Consider the following 20,491-nt stretch of genomic DNA (forward strand, 5'->3'; position numbering starts at 1 on the left):
GGTGCGCTTGAGCACCGCCGAAGAATCGTAACGGTCTTGAAAACCCATATACGGGTACACTTCGCGGAGTAAAGATGATTGAGACACCTGGCCCGGATATTTCATGAGAAAGCAACCAGCCAAAAGGAAAGCACTATTATTTCGAATGGCTGGAATAAAAATGTCAGCTATTTTGAAAGTGCAAAATATAAATAGACGTTTGCTGTTTGATTTTCTCACCCTTCGGGCGAGCCGAGTGCACCCATCTTCTGCGTTATCAGAGCTTTGAGGTAAACCACTACATCTGCAGCTCTGATGCCTTGAATATGGGTGCACTCGACTCGTCAAATATCCGGGTTGGGCAAAGAAAGAGGCGGGGTACAAACAACGCCCTGGCGCCATGCGCCAGGGGGCTTCGTGTGTGCTGCGGGTGATGGTTACTCGATGACGCAGAGGACATCGCCGGTGGAGACGGTGTCTCCTTCACGGCAGGGGAGGTCCCCGACGGTGCCGGAGGCTGGAGCCGAGAGGACGTTCTCCATCTTCATGGCTTCCAGGACCACGACCACGTCGCCTTTTTCCACCTTGTCACCGGGCTTTTTCTCGTAGCGGAGAACCACACCGGGCATGGGGGCGGTGAGGGTGGCCCCTCCTCCTGCGGCAGGTGCTGCAGAGGGTTTGGGGGCGGCGGGCTTGGGGGCCGGTGCCGCAGGTTTGGGCGCGGGTGCAGGGGCCGGAGCCGCAGGCTGGGCCGGGGCGGGTGCCGGAGCAACCGGGGCCGGTGCGGCCGGTGCCGCGGGGGCAGCCACCGGGGCGTGGCTCAGGACGGTTGGGCCTCCCACCTCGTCCACGGCCACTTCAAAGTGGTCACCGCCCACAAAGACGTTGAAGGTCCTTGCATAGGGGCTCTGGTCCGGGGCGTTGGACTTCCGGGCAAGGGCGTCCATGTCCCCGTCGAGGATCTTTTCCGCGATGGCGGCGCGGTCCAGGGCCTCTTCCAGGGAGAGGAACTTGGCCCCTTCCGGAACGCGCTTCACCCCTTTCTGCCACTCCAGGTGGCGTTTGCCTTCCACGGGGAAGAGGGCCATGATCACCTCGTCCTCCAGGCCGTTGGCCAGGGGGTTGCGGCCTTCCTCACCCTTGAGGGCGGCAGGGAGAAGCTCCGGGGGAAATTCGGTGGTGGGGGCCTCGCCCCTGGGGTAGCCTTCCAGGACGGTTTTTACGATGGCCGGGTCAATGGCTGCGGTCGGGCGGCCGTTCATGCCGTAGCAGTGATCCTTCACCGCTGTGGTGGCGATGGAGTAGCGGGCTTCCACGTTGTCGAAGACCACGTTGTTGATGGACTGGGTCACCACCATCTCATCCAGGGGGAACTTCAGGGCGATGTTGCCCAGGTCGTTTCGCACGGCAAGGATCTCGGCCACCACCTTGTCCATAAGATCGGATTTGTCGATCTCGGCCAGCTGGTTCACGGCCACGCGCAGGGTGGTCACCGGGATGCGGTATTTCAGGGCCAGGCTGCGCAGGTGGAGGTTGGAACGCTTCATCAGGGTGCTCAGGTGCCGGGGGCGGATCTCCTCTTCAAAGAGGGCGGCGGCTTCGCACAGGGGCTCCAGGGCGCCTTCGCGGGCCATGTTGAGCGAGTTGATGAGGCCTTCGGAGGGGATGGTGACCCCGCCGTCGGCAAAGGGGGAGAGGGCGGCTTCCACAACGGCTGCCCCGGCCTCAAAGGCGGCGTGGGCCGCGGCCGTGCCGCACATGGCGGTGTTGGCGATGGAGAGGTGCACGGGGATGGAGACCGCTTCGTTGACACGGCTCACCAGCTTTCTGGTGCTGTCCGGGCAGAGGAAGCCTTCGGTGTCCATGAGGCAGACGGCATCGGCGCCGAGCGCCTGGATGCGGACGGCGATCTGGGCGATCTCGTCAAAGGGGGTGCGCTTTCCCGAGGTGGGGATGAGGATGGCGGCAACGGCCGTGGCTCCCAGCTCCTTAACGGTTTCCAGGGGCGCGGAAAGGTTCCTCAGGTCGTTCACCGGATCGAAGATGCGGAAAATGGAGACCCCGGCTTCAAAGGCGCTGCCCAGGAAGGCCTTCATCAGGTCCAGAGGGGCGGCGGATCGCCCGGCCATGTGAAGGGCGGAAAGGGTCATGGCAACGGGGGTGTCGTCCATGGCCCGTTTGATGGCCCGGATGCGGCCGAAGGGGTTCTCGTTGAGTTCGGCCAGGGTGTGTTTGAAGGAGAACCCCCGGGTTGCCTCCACGGCGTAGAGACCGGCTCGGTTGAGAAAGGGGGCAATGCGTTCCATCTCAGACGTGCGCATGAGGCCGGAGAGGAGGCTCTCCTGTCCGGCGGTGAACGAGGTGTCGTATATTCGAATGGTTGATTGGCTCATATTTATCGTTGTGCTCCTGTGGTTCCTCCTGCGCCATGACGTGTGGGTCTTCCGGCGCTAGGGTTCGCGAAGGGTCCGGCCTTATATCACTGGCGGACGGGGCCCGCGTGACGAGTGGGTGTTGGGTTCTGCCTCACGGTGACGGGGCCACCGTTTACCTGCGCCCCAGGGAACGCAGCTGCATGAGGTTTCTCAGCTCCATGCTCTGGCTGCGCCCGGAAAGGCCCCAGGCATTGGACCGCTCAGCCACGACGGGCTCGGTCTCCTCTGCCTGTTCGGTGGCCAAAAGGGTGAGGACAGCGCTGATGGCCGCTTTTTTCCTGAGTTCGAGTTGCTTTCGTGCGTGGGTCTCCATGACAGCTCCTTAAAGGGGGATGTTGCCGTGTTTTTTGGGCGGCCGCATCTCACGTTTGGTGGAGCAGATCTCCAGGGCCTCCATGAGCCGTACCCGGCTCTCCGAGGGGACGATGACCGAGTCCACATAGCCCCGCTGGGCTGCCACGTACGGGTTTGAAAAGAGCTCCTGATACTCTTCCACCTTCTCCCGGCGCTTTTCATCAGGATCCAGGGCGTCCTTGATCTCCCGGCGGTGGATGATGTTGGCCGCGCCTTCGGCGCCCATGACCGCGATCTCTGCCGAGGGCCAGGCAAAGGCGAAGTCTGTGCCCAGGTGCTTGGAGCTCATGGCGATGTAGGCACCCCCGTAGTCTTTCCGGGTGATGAGCAGGAGCTTGGGCACGGTGGCTTCGGCGTAGCTCCAGAGCATCTTGGCGCCGTGGCGGATGATGCCTCCCCACTCCTGCTGGGTGCCCGGGAGAAATCCGGGAACGTCGGCAATGGTGAGGATGGGAATGTTGAAGGCATCGCAGAACCGGATAAACCGGGCCGCTTTGTCCGATGCGTTGATATCCAGGCAGCCGGCCAGAACGTTGGGCTGGCTGGCGATGATGCCGATGCTTCGTCCCCCTAAGCGCGCAAAGCAGGTGATGATGTTGGGGGCGTAGGTCATGTGGGGCTCGAAGATGGAGCCGTCGTCCACGAGGTGGCGGATCACCGCGCGCATGTCGTAGGGAGCCGAGGGCGAATCCGGGATGATGGTGTCCAGCTCGGGAATGTAGCGGCGCCCGGAGTCCTCGCCCTTGATCAGGGGGGGATCCTCCATGTTGTTGGACGGCAGGTAGGAGAGGAGCTTTCGGATGTCGCTGATGGCCTCGGTTTCGTCTTCGCAGGCAAAGTGACACACCCCGCTCTTGGTGGCGTGTGTGTCGGCTCCGCCCAGGGTTTCGAAGTCCACGTCTTCCCCGGTGACCGACTTGATCACTTCGGGTCCGGTGATGAACATGTGGCTGGTTTTTTTCACCATGAAGATGAAGTCGGTCATGGCAGGGGAGTAGACTGCGCCGCCCGCGGAGGGGCCCATGATGGCTGAGATCTGGGGGATGACCCCTGAGGCGGCAGAGTTTCGGAAGAAGATCTCCCCGAAACCGGCCAGGGCGTCGATGCCCTCCTGGATGCGGGCACCGCCCGAGTCGTTGATACCCACAATGGGCACCCCGGATTTCATGGCCATGTCCATGACCTTGCAGATCTTCCGGGCCTGGACTTCCCCTAAGCTTCCCGCCCGGGAGGTGAAGTCCTGGGCATAGGCGTAGACCGGGCGACCGTCCACCAGGCCGTAGCCGCAGACCACGCCGTCGCTGGCGATGGACACTTCCTCCATGCCGTAGTTGGTGCAGCGGTGGGTGGCGAACATGTCCACCTCACGGAAGGTGTTCCGGTCGAAAAAGAGGTCCAACCGTTCTCGGGCTGTGAATTTGCCCTTGGCTTTGTGGGCTTCCACCGCTTTTTTGCCCCCCATTTGCATGATGAGGTGCTTTCGTTGTTTCAGATCGAGGATTTTATCGCTGACTTTTTTCATAATAGAACGTCTTTTCGCTCCTTGCGGTAGGCCTTCGGCGGGCCGCTTGTGTCAATACAAAGCTCCCTGTAAACTGGTTTACTTGCTCAACTGGGCCGAAAGCCGTGGTTAGCCAACAGAAGGCAGGCCGGCCTGCGCCGCCTGCAAAAACCTGTGTGTCAAACCCTGTTAGAGATGGGGGAAAAGCTTAGCCCCCGGCAGGATCGCCGGGGGCTTTATTTTAACTGAGAAAACTCCAGAGAACCCCTGCGCCGATGGCAGAGCCGATAACCCCGGAGATGTTGGGGGCCATGGCGTGCATGAGGAGAAAGTTCGTGGGGTCCTCCTGCTGGGCCACGGTGTGGACCACCCGGGCTGAGTCAGGCACAGCCGAGACACCGGCAGCGCCGATGAGGGGGTTGATCTTCTCTTTGAGGAAGAGGTTCATGCCCTTGGCAAAGAGCAGGCCGCAGGCCGTGGCAACGCCAAAGGAGAGGGCCCCCAGAACAAAGATGCCGATGGACTCTTTGGTGAGGAAGATGTCCCCCTGGGTGCTCGCGCCCACGGTGATACCCAACAGGATGGTCACCGTGTCGATGACGGTGTTGCGTGCGGCTTCGGCCAGGCGCTCGGTGACGGTGGCCTCCTTCAGGAGGTTCCCGAGGAAGAGCATGCCCAGAAGGGGCAGGGCGGCCGGTGCCAGCAGGCAGCTTAAGATCAGTCCGACAATGGGAAAGATGATGCGCTCTTTTTTGGAGACCTTTCGGGGCTCCCGCATCTTCACGAGGCGTTCCTTCTTGGTGGTGAGGAGCTTCATGATGGGGGGCTGGATCACCGGAACCAGGGCCATGTAGGAGTAGGCCGCGATGGCAATGGGGCCGATGAGCTTGGGCGCCAGCTTGGAGGTGAGGAAGATGGCCGTGGGGCCGTCCGCACCGCCGATGATGCCGATGGAAGCGGCCTCACCGGGACCGAACCCGAGCATGAGGGCTCCCAGGAAGGTGATGAAGATACCCGCCTGGGCCGCGGCTCCCAGCAGCATGAGGGAGGGCCGGGCCAGCATGGTGGAAAAGTCGGTCATGGCGCCGATGCCCATGAAGATCAGGGGCGGGTAGATGCCCTTGGTTACCCCGTAGTAGAGGTAGCTGAGGACACTGCCCTCTTCGTAGATACTGAGCCCCATACCGTGGATGACGGGGATGTTGCCCATGAGGATCCCGAAACCGATGGGCACCAGGAGCAGGGGCTCGTAGTGCTTGGCGATGCCGAGGTAAATAAAGAGGGAGCCCACGCAGAGCATGATGATCTGGCGGTAGTCCACCAGGGCGAACCCGGTGTTGTTTAAAAACTGTAAAAACAGATCTTCCATAAGTTGTCTATGTCTTCATGAGGCGGCGGATCGCCTGAACGTGACGGTCGGCGGGCGCGTTCTCATCCTTCGCTTTTTAGCAACGGCGACCGGCAGGGGCCGTGCGTTGCGGGATTGGTCTCGGGTCGGGCGGTGCGGGCAAAGGGCCCTTCAGTGGCCCGGGCTACTTGGCCGCAGATTCTTCCCAGGTAAAGAGGTTGCGCACCTCTTTTTTCAGCAGGCCCACCTCAAGGAACTGGCGAACCATCTTTTCCGGGGGCGGGTTGGTGATGCCCCGGCCTTCGGCAAAACGGATGAGCCCTTTGAGGCTGAAGCTCTCCCCTAAGAAGGGGGTGAGACGCTTGTAGCGGGCCGCCTCCAGCTCCAGGCTGGGGGTCAGGAGGGACGCCACCTGTTTCTCTTTTTCGCGGCCCACAAAGAATTGACGTATGTTGAGGCGCAATTGGTCCCGGTTCTCGATAAACTCAAGAATTTTATGGATGCGGGAAATGGCCAGGGCCAGGATGACGAGACAGGAAAAGACGATAATGATGCCTGCCAGGGCCATGTTCCAGCCGTTGTGTGCAGAAACCTGTTCAATAAGTGTCGCAATCTGCATCTGTTACTCTCCGAAAATGTTGGTCCCGAGGCGCCTCATGCATATGAGAGCACATGATGTGCATCGGGTGTTGATGCGTGGATTCCAGGGGCCTATGCCTCGTGGCGGGTCTCTCGCTGGGGTAACATCCTGTATCTGTGATGTATCATTGAGGGGGTCCGTCCGTTATCCTGGAGGTGATCAGGCCTTTTGTGAGGTCACAGGTAAAAGTAAGCATATTACGTGCCAATGTAAATCCGGGCACAATAAAAAAATGGCTCGACGGGAATCGGGTCGGAGAGGTGCAAGGGTTATACGTTTCTTGAGACGCAAAACCAGATCGTGTTCATGCCGGGCAGGGGAAAGGGCCGGAGTCTGAGGAGGGGTGTGAAGAATAGTCGCAGTGGCTGCAATGTGCGGGGATCGATTCAGTGCCTGCAGGTGTGCTGAGACGCCGATCCGGAAAAACGTTCCTGAACAGGTCTATAGTATACTCGCAAGCCGCTGGTAACATCAACGCCCTTGATGCAATAACTCAGAATCGATGCCTCCGGGGGCCTGGGCGGCTAGTTGCCGGATAGCTTTTTGAGTGAATTTTTGAATTAAGGTAATTCTGACCGAGGAACGAGGGCAAAACACATCTGCTATCTGCTTTCAAGGTGGCACACCTTGCCGCCGGAGGCTCTGCGGACAAAACAACTAAGCCGCCCTTTCCGGTGGAAACAGCGGCTTCATAAAGCGGAGCCGCATGGTGCGACTCCGGGGTGTTTATCCTGATCAGGCGGCGGACACTTTGCCGCTGATTTTGTGCTTGTCGTCGAGCCGGGACAGCTTCACCATGCGGAAGTTGGTCAGATCCAGATAGACCTTTCCGGTGAGGTCGGTGAGGACCATGCGGTAGGTGTTGGTCCGGTCGTCGGAGGCCACACGCTGGGTGATGCAGTAGTACTCCTTGCCGCGCTCCACGGGGCGGACGAACTCGAATTTCTCCAGCCCGTAGGGCAGCACCAGCTCGCTGGTGGTGAAGAACTCGAAGAGGCCGCCGGTCTGGAACATGGCGTCCACCATAATGACGTCGGTGAAGAACTCGGGGCGGGTCTCGCCCTTGAAGAATTCACGTTCACCATTGTGGATCACCTTGGTCACCAGGGTCTCGCCGTCAAAGGAGGCGATGTCCCGGATGGTGCGGAAGGATCCGTGCATGAAAAGGCGCTCCGGATGGTAGACCAGCTCGTCCACGGTGCCGTCAAGTTTCACTTTCGTGAATTCGGGCAGGGCCATGACGCGGTCCTCCACGGGCTTGTCCGTGAAGTGGAAGGTCCCTTCGTAGTGCAGGGTGGTCTTGCCGGTAATCTTCCCTTTGCGGAAGGTGGAGGTGATGCGGCAGTTGAGGGCGTCCTCACCCTTGTCGCTCTTCTCCGTTTCAATCTCCAGCTCCTTGGGGCGCTCCTTGAGGATCTTGATGCCGTAGGGGATGGAGAAGTCCGTCACGCTCTCAAGCCGTGCGCCGGACCGGGGGAAGAGGCGGGAAGCCGCTTCGGCCATGGTCTCGATGCCGGTGGCGCCCAGGAAGATGGGCACGTCCTTCATGCTGTGGTCTTTCAGGAAAAGGTCACGCTTCAGGTCCAGGACCCGGGTGAAGACCATCTTGTCGTCGCTCTCGGCCTTGACCTCGTCGATGAAGGGGGTCTGCCGGTCAAACTCGGCGGCGTCCACCTCTTCGAACATGAAGTCCCGGTCAAAGGCGATGTCCGGTCCGGTGAAGAGGCTCTCGCAGCTTTCGGTGCCTGCCAGCTCGCCCATGAAGAAGTCCACGCCCCGGTCCAGGGGCAGGAAGGTGAGCCCTCGGGATTCGAGGACCTTCTTCACGGTGTCGTTGGTGGCGGCCATGCCGCTGCCGCTCCAGGCGGTCCAGTCCATGACTTTGGCGATGCAGCCTTTTTCCGCTCCGAATCGCTGGACCATGCGGCCCAGCATGTCGTTGGCGCAGGTGTAATCCACCTGGGCCTCGTTGCCGAAGCGTGCGGTTACCGAGGAGAAGGTGATGACAAAACGCGGTGTTTTGCCTTCAAGGCCTTTGAAGAGGTTCTCCGCTCCCTTGATCTTGGTGTTGAAGACCCGGTTGAAGGAGGAGAGCTCTTTCTTCTCGATCATGGCGCTCTCTTCCAGGCCTGCGGCGTGGATGACCCCGTCGATCTTGGCGTAGCCCGCCATGGCCTGGGTGACGGCCTGGGTGTCTGCCGCGTCCACGGCGTGGTAGGCCACGCTCTGGGCGGCCTGCCTCAGGGTGTCGAGGTTGTCCCGGGTTTCGCGGATCTTGACGATCTTGCTTGCCGCGCGCTTCAGCTCCAGGGGTTTGGCCCCTTTCATGGTGGCGCGGAGCTTGGCCATGACCGCCCCTTCGGAGAGGTCGCCCGTGGCGAACTCGGGGGCCAGGCCCTCGATGTCCGATCGACCCAGGATCACCAGGTTGCAGGGGGCGTGGGCCACGACTTTTTTCAGGATGTCGTAGGTGATGCCCCGGGCGCCGCCGGTAACCACCACGGTGTCCCCTGCCTTCATGAGCGGGGTGCCCTTGGCGGAGGACTCGGCCACCAGCCGGAGCCCTAAGCGTTTTCCGCTCTCAAGGCCGGTCTCCACGCGGCGGCTGCCGTTGGTCAGCTCACCCATGAAGGCGGCGGCTGCCATGCGGGCATCTGCTGCGGTGATGCCGGGGGCCAGGTCGATGATACGGATGAGGGCGTTTTCGACCTGATGGTCTTGAGCATCCCGGAAAGCCCGGCAAAGGCGGGGTGGCTCTTGGCGCCGCCCGCGTCTCCGTAAGGGAAGACCACAGAGCCCACGGAGAGGGCGCCGATGAGGGCCCCTTCGCGGTTCAGGGACTCTTGGAGCTCCCGCAGGATAAGGAAAAAACCTTTGATGGCGCCTTCAGCGTCCGCGGCAACCCCGTTGGGGCAGTTCTCCAGGTAGCCGTCCATGGCAGACAGGTGCAGGAGGCCGTCCACCGAAGGTTCCCGTTTCTTCATCTCGGCCAGGGTGGCGACAAGGGCTTCGTGGTCGGCGAGATCACAGGCGTAGGTGCTGTCCTTAGACCCGATGGTGATGACGCGGCCGCCCCAGGCTTCCACCACCAGCTTGACCTGCTCGGCAAAGCCGTGACGGTCCTGGGTGACAAGGATGGTCTTTTTGGCAAGGTCCACATGGACGCCTGATCGCTCTCCCAGCTGCTTGACGCGGATGGCGTAGCGGTTGACCCCGCCCTCTTCAAAGGCAGGGACGCCTAAATCCGTGACCCCGGATCCTGCAGGGGCGGCGGGAGCGGAAGGAGAACCACTCTCCGGCGCCTCGATGTGGGCCCTTTCGGTGACGTAGCCTGCCAGGCTCTCGATGGAGTTTAAGTCCCGGAGCTGCAGGTCTTCGGGTACGTCCAGGCCGAAGTGGGCCGAGATCTTGCCGAAGACTTCCACCTGCTTGACGGTGTCGATACCGAGGTCGGCTTCCAGGTCCAGGCCGTCGTCCAGCATGTCCACGGTGTAGCCGGTCTCATCGGCGATGATGCCCTTAATGGCGGAGACAACGCCGGTGGCGGCTGGCGCCGCGCCGGAAGCTGCCGGGGCAGCCTCAACTGCGGGAGCGGCGGCTTCAGCAGGTGCTGCTCCCCCTTGAGCGGCAATGTACCCTGCCAGCTTGGCGATGGTGTTCAAATCCCGGAGCTGAAGGTCTTCGGGGACGTCCAGGCCGAATTCAGCGGAGATCTTACCGAAGACCTCCACCTGCTTCACCGTGTCGATGCCGAGGTCGGCCTCAAGGTCGAGGCCTTCGTCGAGCATGTCCGTGGTGTAGCCGGTCTCTTCCGCGATGATGTTCTTCACCGTGTCCACGGCGCCGGAGGCGTTTGCTGCCGGGGCTGCGGGAGCTGCTTCAGCAGGAGCGGCAGCTGCTGCGCCGCCCTGTGCTGAAATATAGCCAGCCAGCTTGGCGATGGTGTTGAGGTCGCGGAGCTGAAGGTCTTCGGGGACGTCCAAGCCGAACTCAGCGGAGATCTTGCCGAAGACTTCCACCTGCTTCACCGTGTCGATGCCGAGGTCGGCCTCAAGGTCGAGGTCTTCGTCGAGCATGTCCGTGGTGTAGCCGGTTTCCTCAGCGATGATGTTCTTAACTGTCTCCACGGCGCCGGAGGCGTTTGCTGCCGGGGCTGCGGGAGCTGCTTCAGCAGGGGCGGCAGCTGCTGCGCCGCCCTGTGCTGAAATATAGCCAGCCAGCTTGGCGATGGTGTTCAAATCCCGGAGCTGAAGGTCTTCGGGAACGTCCAGGCCGAACTCAGCGGAGATCTTACCGAAGACTTCCACCTGCTTCACCGTGTCGATGCCGAGGTCCGCCTCAAGATCGAGGTCCTCGTCGAGCATGTCCGTGGTGTAGCCGGTCTCCTCTGCGATGATGTTCTTCACAGTCTCCACCGCGCCGGAGGCGTTTGCTGCCGGGGCTGCGGGAGCTGCTTCAGCAGGGGCGGCAGCTGCTGCGCCGCCCTGTGCTGAAATATACCCTGCCAGCTTGGCGATGGTGTTCAAATCCCTGAGCTGAAGGTCTTCGGGAACGTCCAGGCCGAATTCAGCGGAGATCTTACCGAAGACCTCCACCTGCTTCACCGTGTCGATACCGAGATCCGCCTCAAGGTCGAGGTCGTCTTCAAGCATGTCCGTGGTGTAACCGGTTTCTTCTGCGATGATGTTCTTCACAGTGTCCACGGCGCCGGAGGCGTTTACTGTCGGGGCTGCGGGGGCAGCTTCAGCAGGGGCGGCAGCTGCTGCGCCGCCCTGTGCTGAAATATAGCCAGCCAGCTTGGCGATGGTGTTGAGGTCCCGGAGCTGAAGATCTTCGGGGACGTCCAGGCCGAACTCAGCGGAGATCTTGCCGAAGACTTCCACCTGCTTCACTGTGTCGATGCCGAGGTCCGCCTCCAGGTCGAGGTCGTCTTCGAGCATGTCCGTGGTGTAGCCGGTTTCTTCAGCAATGATGTTCTTCACTGTCTCCACCGCGCCTGAGGCGTTTACTGCCGGGGCTGCGGGAGCTGCTTCAGCAGGGGCGGCAGCTGCTGCGCCGCCCTGTGCAGAAATATAGCCAGCCAGCTTGGCGATGGTGTTGAGGTCGCGGAGCTGAAGGTCTTCGGGGACATCCAGGCCGAACTCAGCGGAGATCTTGCCGAAGACTTCCACCTGCTTCACTGTGTCGATGCCGAGGTCGGCTTCCAGGTCGAGGTCGTCTTCCAGCATGTCCGTGGTGTAGCCGGTTTCTTCAGCGATGATTTTCTTAATCGCGTCCACGGCGCCGGAGGTGGTTGCTGCCGGTGCTGCGGGAGCTGCCTCAGCCGGAGCGGCAGCCGCACCTCCTTGAGCAGAGATGTAGCCAGCCAGCTTGGCGATGGTGTTGAGGTCGCGGAGCTGAAGGTCTTCGGGGACATCCAGGCCGAACTCAGCGGAGATCTTGCCGAAGACTTCCACCTGCTTCACTGTGTCGATGCCGAGGTCGGCTTCCAGGTCGAGGTCGTCTTCCAGCATGTCCGTGGTGTAGCCGGTTTCTTCAGCGATGATTTTCTTAATCGCGTCCACGGCGCCGGAGGTGGTTGCTGCCGGTGCTGCGGGAGCTGCCTCAGCCGGAGCGGCAGCCGCACCTCCTTGAGCAGAGATGTAGCCAGCCAGCTTGGCGATGGTGTTCAAGTCCCGGAGTTGAAGGTCTTCGGGGACGTCCAGGCCGAACTCAGCGGAGATCTTGCCGAAGACTTCCACCTGCTTCACCGTGTCGATGCCAAGGTCGGCCTCAAGGTCGAGGTCGTCTTCGAGCATGTCGGTGGTGTACCCGGTCTCCTCTGCGATGATTTTCTTCACTGTCTCCACGGCACCGGAGGCGGCTGCGGCGGGCGCTGCTTCAGCCGGAGCAGGTTTCTGCTCCTGAACCTGGGCTGCGGTCTGGGCGGCAGGCGCGGGCGCGGGCTTTTCAGCGGGTGCGGCCTGGGCCTTGACGTTCACTGGGGCTTCGATGGTCTTGCGGCCCCCGGGGGTGGTGTCGGACTGAACCCTCAAGGTGTGGTCCACCACCTCCAGAACGGGGTACTCCTCGCCGGAGATGTGCTTGAGCCAGTTGAAGTAGTCGGCGTTGTTCTCACGGCTGAGCTCGGCTTCCTCCCGGATAAAGAGGAAGGCGAAGTGGGAGCCGAAGCCTGCGGCAAAGTGGATGCCGTACTCCAGGTCTTTCTCCTCGCCTCGGGAAAAGGTCAGGTCGGAGAACTCTTCGGCCAGGTCCGTGAGGTTGGCGATGGGGGGCGCCTGGTTCTTGGCCAGGGCCTTGACCATCACGGCGTCTTCAATGGCCGCGCCCAGGGTGTGGCCGGTGAAGCCCTTGGTGTTGGCGATGGTCACCTTGGAGGCGTGCTCACCAAAGGCGGCGCGCAGGGCCTTGATCTCGGCGTCGGCGCTGCCGCCCCGTGCCGGGGTGTAGGTCTCGTGGGACATGAACAGGGCCTTTTCGGCGTACTGGTCACGCTTGAGGCCGTGGCGTGCTTCGATGCGGGAAACAAAGCGGCTCAGCTCCCGGGCCAGGTGCTCCTGGTCGATGCGGGTGGAGTGGAAGGCGCTGTTGCCGATGTAGGAGCCGAGGATATCGGCCTGGCCGCGCTGGCCCCTGCCTGCCAGGGAGTCTTTTCGCTCCACGATGAGGGAGACGGCACCGGCGCCCAGGATGGTCCCGTTGCGGTTGGTGTCAAAGGGCTTGGCTGCTTCGGCCACGGTCTTCTTGATGCTTGCCGCTCCCATGGAGAGGAAGCTGGAGGCGATCCAGGGCACCTGGGCCTTGTTGGTGGCTGCTTCGCCGCCGATGATGATGACGCGCTCGCAGCGGCCCGTGCGGATCCAGTCCTCGGCCGTGGCGCAGGCCTGGGTGGTGGAGGCGCAGGCGCCGGAGAGCAGGAGGTTGGGACCCTTGGCCTTGATCATCTGGGCAAAGTGGGCGGAGCCCAGGGCGATGGCGTTGATGATCAGTTCCCGGTTGAACTGGTAGGGGGTCTCGGGCTGGTCCTTCTTGAGGCCGAAGAACCAGTCGGTGAGGCGCCCTTTGAGCTCGGTGTCCTTCACGGTCTCCATGAGATAGTAGTAGATCTTCTCCATCTCTTTGAAGGGCTTCACGGAGAACTTGTCCCGGCAGTAGTTTTCCACCTCGGTGAGGAGGGTCTCCCATCCCTGGAACAGGGAGGTCATGATGACGCCGGTGGTCTCCTGCATCTCTTCGGGCAGGGCAAATCCGTTGGTGATGCGCTTGCCGCTGGGCCCGGTGGTCCAGTTGCGCACCAGGGGGATGCCTGCGTCGCGCAGGGCGTTGATGCCGGCTGCGATCCCTAAGTTGATGCTGATGTCGTAGTTGTACTTGATGCCGAAGTCGCTGTGGTGGAAGTACCCCAGCTTACCGGCCAGCTGGATCACCTCCTCGGGGGAGTTGATGGCCATCATGCGGGCGTTGCCGTTGGGCGCCTTGTGGATCCGCACGATGTTCTTGTCCAGCATGAACCCGCGCTCTGCTTCGGTGAGGTTCTCGATGCAGTTGTGGCCTGCGATGATCTTGTCGAAGTTGGCCTCGTCAAAAACGCGTCCGGAAGAACCAGGCAGGCCGATGGAGACACCGGCGATGGAGATGGAACCGGTGTAGAACCCGAAGGTCTCCACCTCGCGCAGGCGCTTCTCGCGGCGGGATTTGATGTATTCTTTTTCGATGAGGGCCTTCAGGCTCTCGGAGTTGTCCTGCAAAAAGGCGTTGAAGTCGTCGTGGTCGCCGGAAAAGGTGCCTTCGGCCTCGGAAGGGGCGGAGGCCACGGGCACGGCCGCGGGTGTCGGGGCCTTGGGGGCGGCGGCTGCGTGTGCAGCGGGTGTGTCTTGTTGAACAGTGTCGGTCATAACGGGTCTGATGGTCTCGATAAGTGCCTCAAGGGAGGCCGCCTCGCCCTTTCCTTTGTCCACGGAGAGGTGAGCGGTGTAGCCCTCGGGCAGGATGTATTTTAAAAGCCCGGTGAGGATCTTGCCGGTTCCCACCTCGTAGAAGGTGCGAACCCCGGCTGCGTGGACGGTTTCCACGGATTTTATGAACTCCACCGGAGAGATAATCTGGTTGATGAGGAGGCGTTTTACCGCGGCCTCGTCATTGGGGTAGGGCAGTCCGGTGACATTGGAGATCACCTTGGAAAAGCCCTGCCGGTTGAAGGCCATGCCTTCGATGAACCGGGCCAGCTCGTCGGCGGCGGCCCTGAGGATAGGGGTGTGGAACGCTCCGGTCAAGGGGAGCTTTCGGAACATGGCACCCTTTTGGGTCAGGAACCCGCAGAATGTGTCGATGGCCCCTTCGAGACCGGAGACAGCAGTCTGCTTGGTGCTGTTCTTGTTGGTGACGTAAATGTCGCCGATGCCGGACTCCGCGATGAGGGCCGCGGCCTCTTCGGCGTTCTTGAAGAGCACCAGGATGCGGCCCGGGGTGTTCTGGTCCGCTTTTTTCATGAGCTCGGAGCGCTTCATCACCAGGCGGAAGGCGTCGTCAAAGGAGAGGATGCCGCTGGTGTAAAGGGCCGAGTACTCGCCCACGCTGTGGCCGATGTGGTAGTCGGTGTCAAACCCGGCTTCGGAGAGCAGGTCGAACACCGCTGCCGTGGCCAGGAAGACCGCGGGCTGGGTGAAGTCCGTGGAGTGGATCCTCGCGTCCTCCTCGGCAAACATCACCTCCAGAAGGGAGGTGCCCCGCTCTTTTCGGAAGAGGGCGTCGGCCTTGTCGAACATCTCCTTGACGTAGGCGTTGCTCTCGTAGACGGGCTGCATCATCTTCGGGTACTGGGAACCCTGGCCGCAGAGGAGGGCGCAGGATTCTCCGGCGTGGACCTCACCGTGGGGCATGGGTGCAGCCACGGTTTCGGTGGCTGCCTCTTCGGCAAAGGAGGCTGCCTCCTCGGACATCCACCGGGGCAGGGTGCTGACAACGGCGTGGCCGTGGTTGGCACCGAAGCCGAAGAGGTTGGCACCGAGGCTCAGGCGATGCCCCTTGGGGGCGTCTGCCAGGTCGAGGCCGGGGACCAGGTTGTAGCGGTCCGCCACAATGGAGTGCTCCGAGGAGTGGCTGTGGTGGGGCAGCAGCTTGCCGTGCTTGGCCATGAGGGCCAGCTTCACCAGGGCAATGGCCGGGTTGGCGCCCTTGTAGTAGCCGAACTCGGGCTTGATGTTGCCCAGGCGCGTCTTGTGGCCGAAGCTCTTGGAAGCGGCCTGGAGCTCCACCTGGTCGAGCATCAGGGAAGAGAAGCCGAAGAGGTCCACATGGGCCACGTCCTCTTTGATAACGTCGCAGCGATCAAAGCGGCGGGTGGTCACCTCGCGGAACAGGGCCTCGGAGGGAGCGTAGAGGTTACGGGCCGGGTTGGAGCGGAAGCCGATCTCAGAGAGTTCGGCGAACACGGGCATGTTCAGCTCTTTGGCCTTTTTATAGGTGGTGAGCACCAGGGCTGCGGCCCCTTCGCCCAGGTGGATGCCCTTGGCCCGCTTGTCGCAAATGAAGGTCTCGGCGTCGGTGAGAACCCCGAGGCGCTTGAAGACCATCATGATGGCCGGGTAGAAGCTGGCGTCCACGCCCCCTGCCACGACCATGTCAAAGTCCCCGGCCTTCAGGCCTTTTACAGAAAGGTCGGCTGCAATGCCGCCGGAGGCGCAGGCTGCGTCCACCACGAAGTTGGCCCCGTTGGCGCCGAAGAAGTTTGCGATGCGTCCGGTGATGATGTTGGTGAGAAGGCCCGGGGTGGTGTCCTCGTTGTTCTCCATGAACCGCTCGCGGATGCTCTCCATGAGGGCTTCACCGGCTTTGGCTGCCTTGGCAGGGTCCACGCCCGGGGTCTCGGCGATAAAGCTCGCAACCAGGGGGGCGCGGGTCCGCACGATGTTCTCCACGTGCTTCTCCCCGCTGATGCTGCCCATGATGACGGCGGTCTTGTTGGCTTTGCCGAACATCTTCTCGCGGTCCCCGCCGCAGGCTTCGTCAATGGCCTGGGTGGCGGCGTCCAGGGCGAAGAACTGGGCGCGGTCAATGGACTTGGCCGTCTTGGGCGGGATGCGGTACTTCAGGTTGTTGAAGGTGTAGTCGGGGATCACCCCGGCCTTGACCCTGGGCAGGCTGAAGTCGTTCTCTTCATCCACAAAGTAGTCGAGGTGCAGGCGGTTTTCCGGCATCTCGGAGAGGATCTTCTTGCCGTCCACCAGGGTCTCCCAGAACTGGTCCGTGGAGAGGCCGCCGGGAAGGACGGTGCCCATGCCGCTGATGACGATGCGGTCGTCGTTGTAGTCCCAGGTCGTGTCCGGGAAGATGGTTCGCGCCGGGGGCTGGTAGTCTGAGGTGAACTCTTCCACCACCGCATGGTAGTTGATGCCGCCGAACCCGTAGGCGGAGACAGCCGCTCGCTTGGGTTTTCCGGCTTCGGTGGTCCAGGGCTTGGCATCCTTGATGATGTAGAGCTTGGAGTTGTCGTCCAGCTCGTGCTTGGGGGATGCTTTTTCAAACTGGCCGTTGGGGGGCAGGATGCCATGTTTCATGGCCAGAAGTACCTTGATAAGGCCTGCTGCGCCCGCACCGCCCAGGAGGTGGCCGATCTGGGATTTCACGGAGCTGATCCCCTTGGGCCTGCCCGTGTCGTAGACCCGCTTCAGGGTCTTGATCTCGGTGATGTCCCCCAGGATGGTGGAGGTGCCGTGGGCTTCGATGAAGTCCACGTCGTCGAAGGTGAGGCCACGGGCCTGGTCGAAGCAGCGCCTCAGGGCGTACTCCTGTCCGTCGGGGTTGGGTGCGGCAATGGCCTTGCCCTTGCCGTCGGAGCTGCCGCCCACGCCCTTGACGATACCCAGGATGGTGTCTCCGTCCCGCAGGGCGTCCTTGGCACGCTTGAGGACCACCACACCGGCGCCTTCGCCCAGGACAAAGCCGTCGGAACGTTCGTCAAAGGGCCAGGAACCCTTGGCTGAGAGGGCCCCCATCTTGGCAAAGCCGATGAAGGTCTCGGGGTTGATGCTGGTGTTGATGCCGCCGGTGATGACCACGTCGTGGCTGCCGGAGAGGAGCTCCTTGATACCGGAGTCCAGGGCGGCAAAGCTTGTGGCGCAGGCCGCGTCCACCACGTAGTTGGCGCCCAAAGCGCCGATGGCGGCTGCCACGCGGGAGGCTTCGATGTTCAGGGTGGCGCAGTCCGGGGACTCGTTGCGGTAGTCACCGGCCATGCGGTCCTTGAGGTGGGCCAGGACCTTTACCTTTTCATCCTCGGTGAGGGCCTTGAAGGCGTCGCTCTGCTCTAAGTGCCAGCGCAGCTCCGGGTAGTAGTACTTGAGGTTGAGATGGTGGCTGGTCTCGTTGCCGAGGCAGCTGCCCATGATCACCGCGGTGGTGGCCAGGGGAAGGCCCTTGCCCTGGGGGTACCCTGCTTTTTCCAGGGCCTCGAAAGTGGCGGTGAGGGCCATCTTCTGGCTTCGGGAGATCTGCTGCCCGGCCTTGGGATCCTGGCCGTAGGCAGCCGGGTCGAAGACGAAGTCGTCCACGGTGGCGGCGATCTTGGTGTAGGTGCTGTCCATGGCCTTGCGGTTTTCGTTGTAGAACGGCGCAAGGTCCACGCGGGCCGGGTCCACCTCTTTGATGGAGTAGCGCTTGGACTCGATGTTTTTCCAGAAGTCGTCGGTGTCATGGGCGTCGGGATAGACACAGCCCATGCCGATGATGGCGATCTCATCGTTCATCATCCCGCACTTGGCGGTCATGACTTCCAGCTCGTTTAAGTTGGCGGAGAGGCCTTCCTTGCTCTGCATCTGGCCGTCGTGAACCGCCTTGACCGAGGTGGTCTCAGCAAAGAAAGCGAGGCTGTTGCCCACGGAGTAGTTGCCCTTGTGGAAGGCCTCGTCGTCGTTGTACGTGATGTAGGAGAGGGGCTCGCCCTTCTTGAGCTTGTCAAAATCCGGGGAGAAGCCCTTGGCCGCGATGAGAAGCGAGCCGATGTTGTCCTTCTTGAGAAGGCACACTTGACGGGTGCGAGAGGAAAGATCTTCCACGATGCGCTGGTATTCGTTGGCCACGATCTCCATGGAGAAGGGGGTCTTGATGGTACGGCAGGCAAGGCCCACGGTGGTACCGATACGCAGGGTGGTGATCTCTTCCCGAGCCACGTCCTGGTATTTTTTCATCAGGGCGCCGGTTTCAACGATCTCGTCGGTGAAGAGGTAGGGGGTGCCCAGCTGGATGCCCACCTTGGCCCCTTTTTCGGCCAGGACCGCGGACATGGCGGAAATGAACCAGGAGCCGGTGCGGGTGGCGATGCCCCCTGCAAAGATGGCGGTCTGGTTTGCAAGGGCCCCTTCAGGCTGGGCCAGGAGGTGGGTGATGCCCATCTCCCAGAGGACCAGGCTGCTCAGGCGCCCGACGTGGCCGCCCGCTTCGGTGCCTTCGAAGATGAAGCGCTTGCAGCCCGAGGAGAGAGCGTTTTTAAGCATCCCCGAGGCAGGGGTGTGCAAAAAGGTCTTGGTGCCTGCTGCTTCCAGCTCAATGGCCTGGGAGGGGATGCCCCCGGCAAACAGGGCAAAGGGAACCTTGTATTTTTTCACGGTCTCGATGTGACCGGCAACGGCCTTGTTCAGGGCTTCGATGCCGATGAGGCCCGCACCGAAGCGAGGCACCTTGCGGGAGCCCTCTTCGATGATCTTCTCGGCGAGGTCGGCCGGGAGGCTGCCCATGGCAAAGTAGGGAAGGCCCCCTTCGCGGAAGACGGTCTCGGCGAAGTCGGCGTTGTCGCTGATGTTGGCCATGGGGCCCTGCATGATGGGGTAGCGGGTGCCGAGCTCCTGGGCCAGGGGAGAGTTCTCTTTTAACGGATCGTGGGCATCCACCAGGGCGGTGAGTTCACCCACGCGGGTGAAAAAGCGGTCGATGACCGAGGCCACATCCGTGCCTTCGGCCACAAAGCGCTTGGCAAAGACCCCGTCCTGCCCCAGGAAGAAGAGGCTCTGGACCGGGTTGGCCCCTTCGGTGTTGATGGGTGTGAACCGCTTTTCGATTTCGCGGCGCAGCACCTCGGCTTCGTCCGCGTGATTGAGGAGCGCGGATTCCATCTCCCCGAGCTCCTTGACCACCTTGGTGGCGAGCTTGCAGAAGAAACGGAAGCGGAAGGGCAGGGTGCGTCCGATGGAGATGGAGTCGAACTCTTCGAGTTTTTTGAGCTGCTCTTTAAAGGCCGGGGCCACCGGCGCTTCGTCGGTGAGGTAGAGCTGGGAGTCGAGGACGACGCCCGAGGCACCGGCACCGAAGAGGCCAGCAGCGGTATGGAAACCGACACCGCCGTGGACAAAGACAGGGAACTCGCTCTTTTCCAGGTACCACTGGAGCAGGATAAAAGAGGTGTAGCGGGAGATGCATCCGCCCGCTTCCGAACCGCGGACCACCACGGCGTCGGGCTTGCCGTCGGCCAGGGGAAAGGTGGTGCCCAGGTTCACGGCTTCCACCACCACCTTGCAGCCCAGGCGGCTCTTGGAGATGGCGGAGAAGTGTTTGGCAGCCGCAGCCGCCACAACCACCAGGTCCAGGGTGGGGATGCTGCTGGTGTCGAGGAAGTGAATCAGCCCGCCCATGGAGGTGCGGAGCCGGACGCCGAAGGGGAATCCTTCCTTGGAAAGGGTTTTCACGCCTTCAATGGCAGTTTTTTCGTCCATCATTTCGGTGTCGAACACAGGGAGCACGCCGGCCCTGGAGAGCGCGCGGAAATAGCCGATGTCGAAAGCGCCTGTGGGGTTTGTGGCCGGGTGTGCAGGCAGTGGATCCTGAGACTTCGTTTGATGGTTTGAAGCTTCTGTAGTCCGGACCCGAAGGGGCTAGAGTGCTCGTAGGGGCCGGGGTTGTGTCATCTTCTGCATCGTGTTTGAGCGCCATGGGGTCTTGGGGCCAATAATCTTACAATAATTACGTTTACGTGAGGCGGTCGTGAATACATGCTGTCTTGGCCGGGCAGACTCGGCGCCCGTTATGCGGGCCGTTGAATATGGCCCTGATGCAGAAAAAAATGAATAGCATTCATAAATTTTGAGTCCCAAACGGATGCAAAAGGCGTGCCATTTATTTTAAACTGGGGTAAGCTCTCGATTTGCCGACCTTTGATGCCCATGCTTGCCGGGTACCTTGGGAGGGTGCTATGGTAAAAAGTCGACACCCCGTGCACTCGGTGTGCATGAAAGGAACAGTGTGGG

Annotated in this window: 7 protein-coding genes; all 7 read right to left on the bottom strand. The window is 61.7% G+C overall.

Going from position 1 to position 20,491, the window contains the following annotated elements:
* Positions 1-416 precede the first annotated feature (416 nt).
* The 7 genes from ACOYW2_RS25865 to ACOYW2_RS25895 all read right to left on the bottom strand — a co-directional run bounded on the left by ACOYW2_RS25865 (position 417) and on the right by ACOYW2_RS25895 (position 19,963).
* Positions 417-2,372, bottom strand: coding sequence for a biotin/lipoyl-containing protein (locus ACOYW2_RS25865; protein ID WP_482768438.1), 1,956 nt, complete (start codon positions 2,370-2,372; stop codon positions 417-419).
* A 154-nt stretch (positions 2,373-2,526) separates the two neighbouring features.
* Complete coding sequence (locus ACOYW2_RS25870; RefSeq protein ID WP_180138425.1) at positions 2,527-2,727, bottom strand: hypothetical protein; 201 nt, start codon at positions 2,725-2,727, stop codon at positions 2,527-2,529.
* A 9-nt stretch (positions 2,728-2,736) separates the two neighbouring features.
* On the bottom strand, positions 2,737-4,290 hold the full coding sequence (locus ACOYW2_RS25875) for an acyl-CoA carboxylase subunit beta (RefSeq protein WP_482418663.1): 1,554 nt from the start codon (positions 4,288-4,290) through the stop codon (positions 2,737-2,739).
* Between the two features lie 220 nt (positions 4,291-4,510).
* Entirely contained in the window at positions 4,511-5,638 is a 1,128-nt protein-coding gene (locus tag ACOYW2_RS25880; RefSeq protein ID WP_180138428.1) for a sodium ion-translocating decarboxylase subunit beta, read from the bottom strand.
* 163 nt (positions 5,639-5,801) lie between these two features.
* Positions 5,802-6,236, bottom strand: a complete 435-nt coding sequence (locus ACOYW2_RS25885; RefSeq protein ID WP_482768439.1) for a hypothetical protein — start codon at positions 6,234-6,236, stop codon at positions 5,802-5,804.
* 756 nt (positions 6,237-6,992) lie between these two features.
* Positions 6,993-8,903 (bottom strand): SDR family NAD(P)-dependent oxidoreductase, encoded by a 1,911-nt coding sequence (locus ACOYW2_RS25890; protein ID WP_482768440.1) that lies wholly within the window; start codon positions 8,901-8,903, stop codon positions 6,993-6,995.
* Positions 8,873-19,963, bottom strand: a complete 11,091-nt coding sequence (locus tag ACOYW2_RS25895) for a beta-ketoacyl synthase N-terminal-like domain-containing protein (protein WP_482768441.1) — start codon at positions 19,961-19,963, stop codon at positions 8,873-8,875. The genes ACOYW2_RS25890 and ACOYW2_RS25895 overlap by 31 nt, the downstream gene beginning before the upstream one ends.
* Positions 19,964-20,491 lie beyond the last annotated feature (528 nt).

It is taken from the genome of Desulfoluna sp. CLI2B, from assembly GCF_056847375.1.

Coding starts and splice junctions, on each gene's coding strand:
- ACOYW2_RS25880 (WP_180138428.1), bottom strand. CDS start 5,638: ATGGAAGATCTGTTTTTACAGTTTTTAAACAACACCGGGTTCGCCCTG.
- ACOYW2_RS25890 (WP_482768440.1), bottom strand. CDS start 8,903: ATGGCAGCCGCCGCCTTCATGGGTGAGCTGACCAACGGCAGCCGCCGC.
- ACOYW2_RS25885 (WP_482768439.1), bottom strand. CDS start 6,236: ATGCAGATTGCGACACTTATTGAACAGGTTTCTGCACACAACGGCTGG.
- ACOYW2_RS25895 (WP_482768441.1), bottom strand. CDS start 19,963: ATGATGGACGAAAAAACTGCCATTGAAGGCGTGAAAACCCTTTCCAAG.
- ACOYW2_RS25865 (WP_482768438.1), bottom strand. CDS start 2,372: ATGAGCCAATCAACCATTCGAATATACGACACCTCGTTCACCGCCGGA.
- ACOYW2_RS25870 (WP_180138425.1), bottom strand. CDS start 2,727: ATGGAGACCCACGCACGAAAGCAACTCGAACTCAGGAAAAAAGCGGCC.
- ACOYW2_RS25875 (WP_482418663.1), bottom strand. CDS start 4,290: ATGAAAAAAGTCAGCGATAAAATCCTCGATCTGAAACAACGAAAGCAC.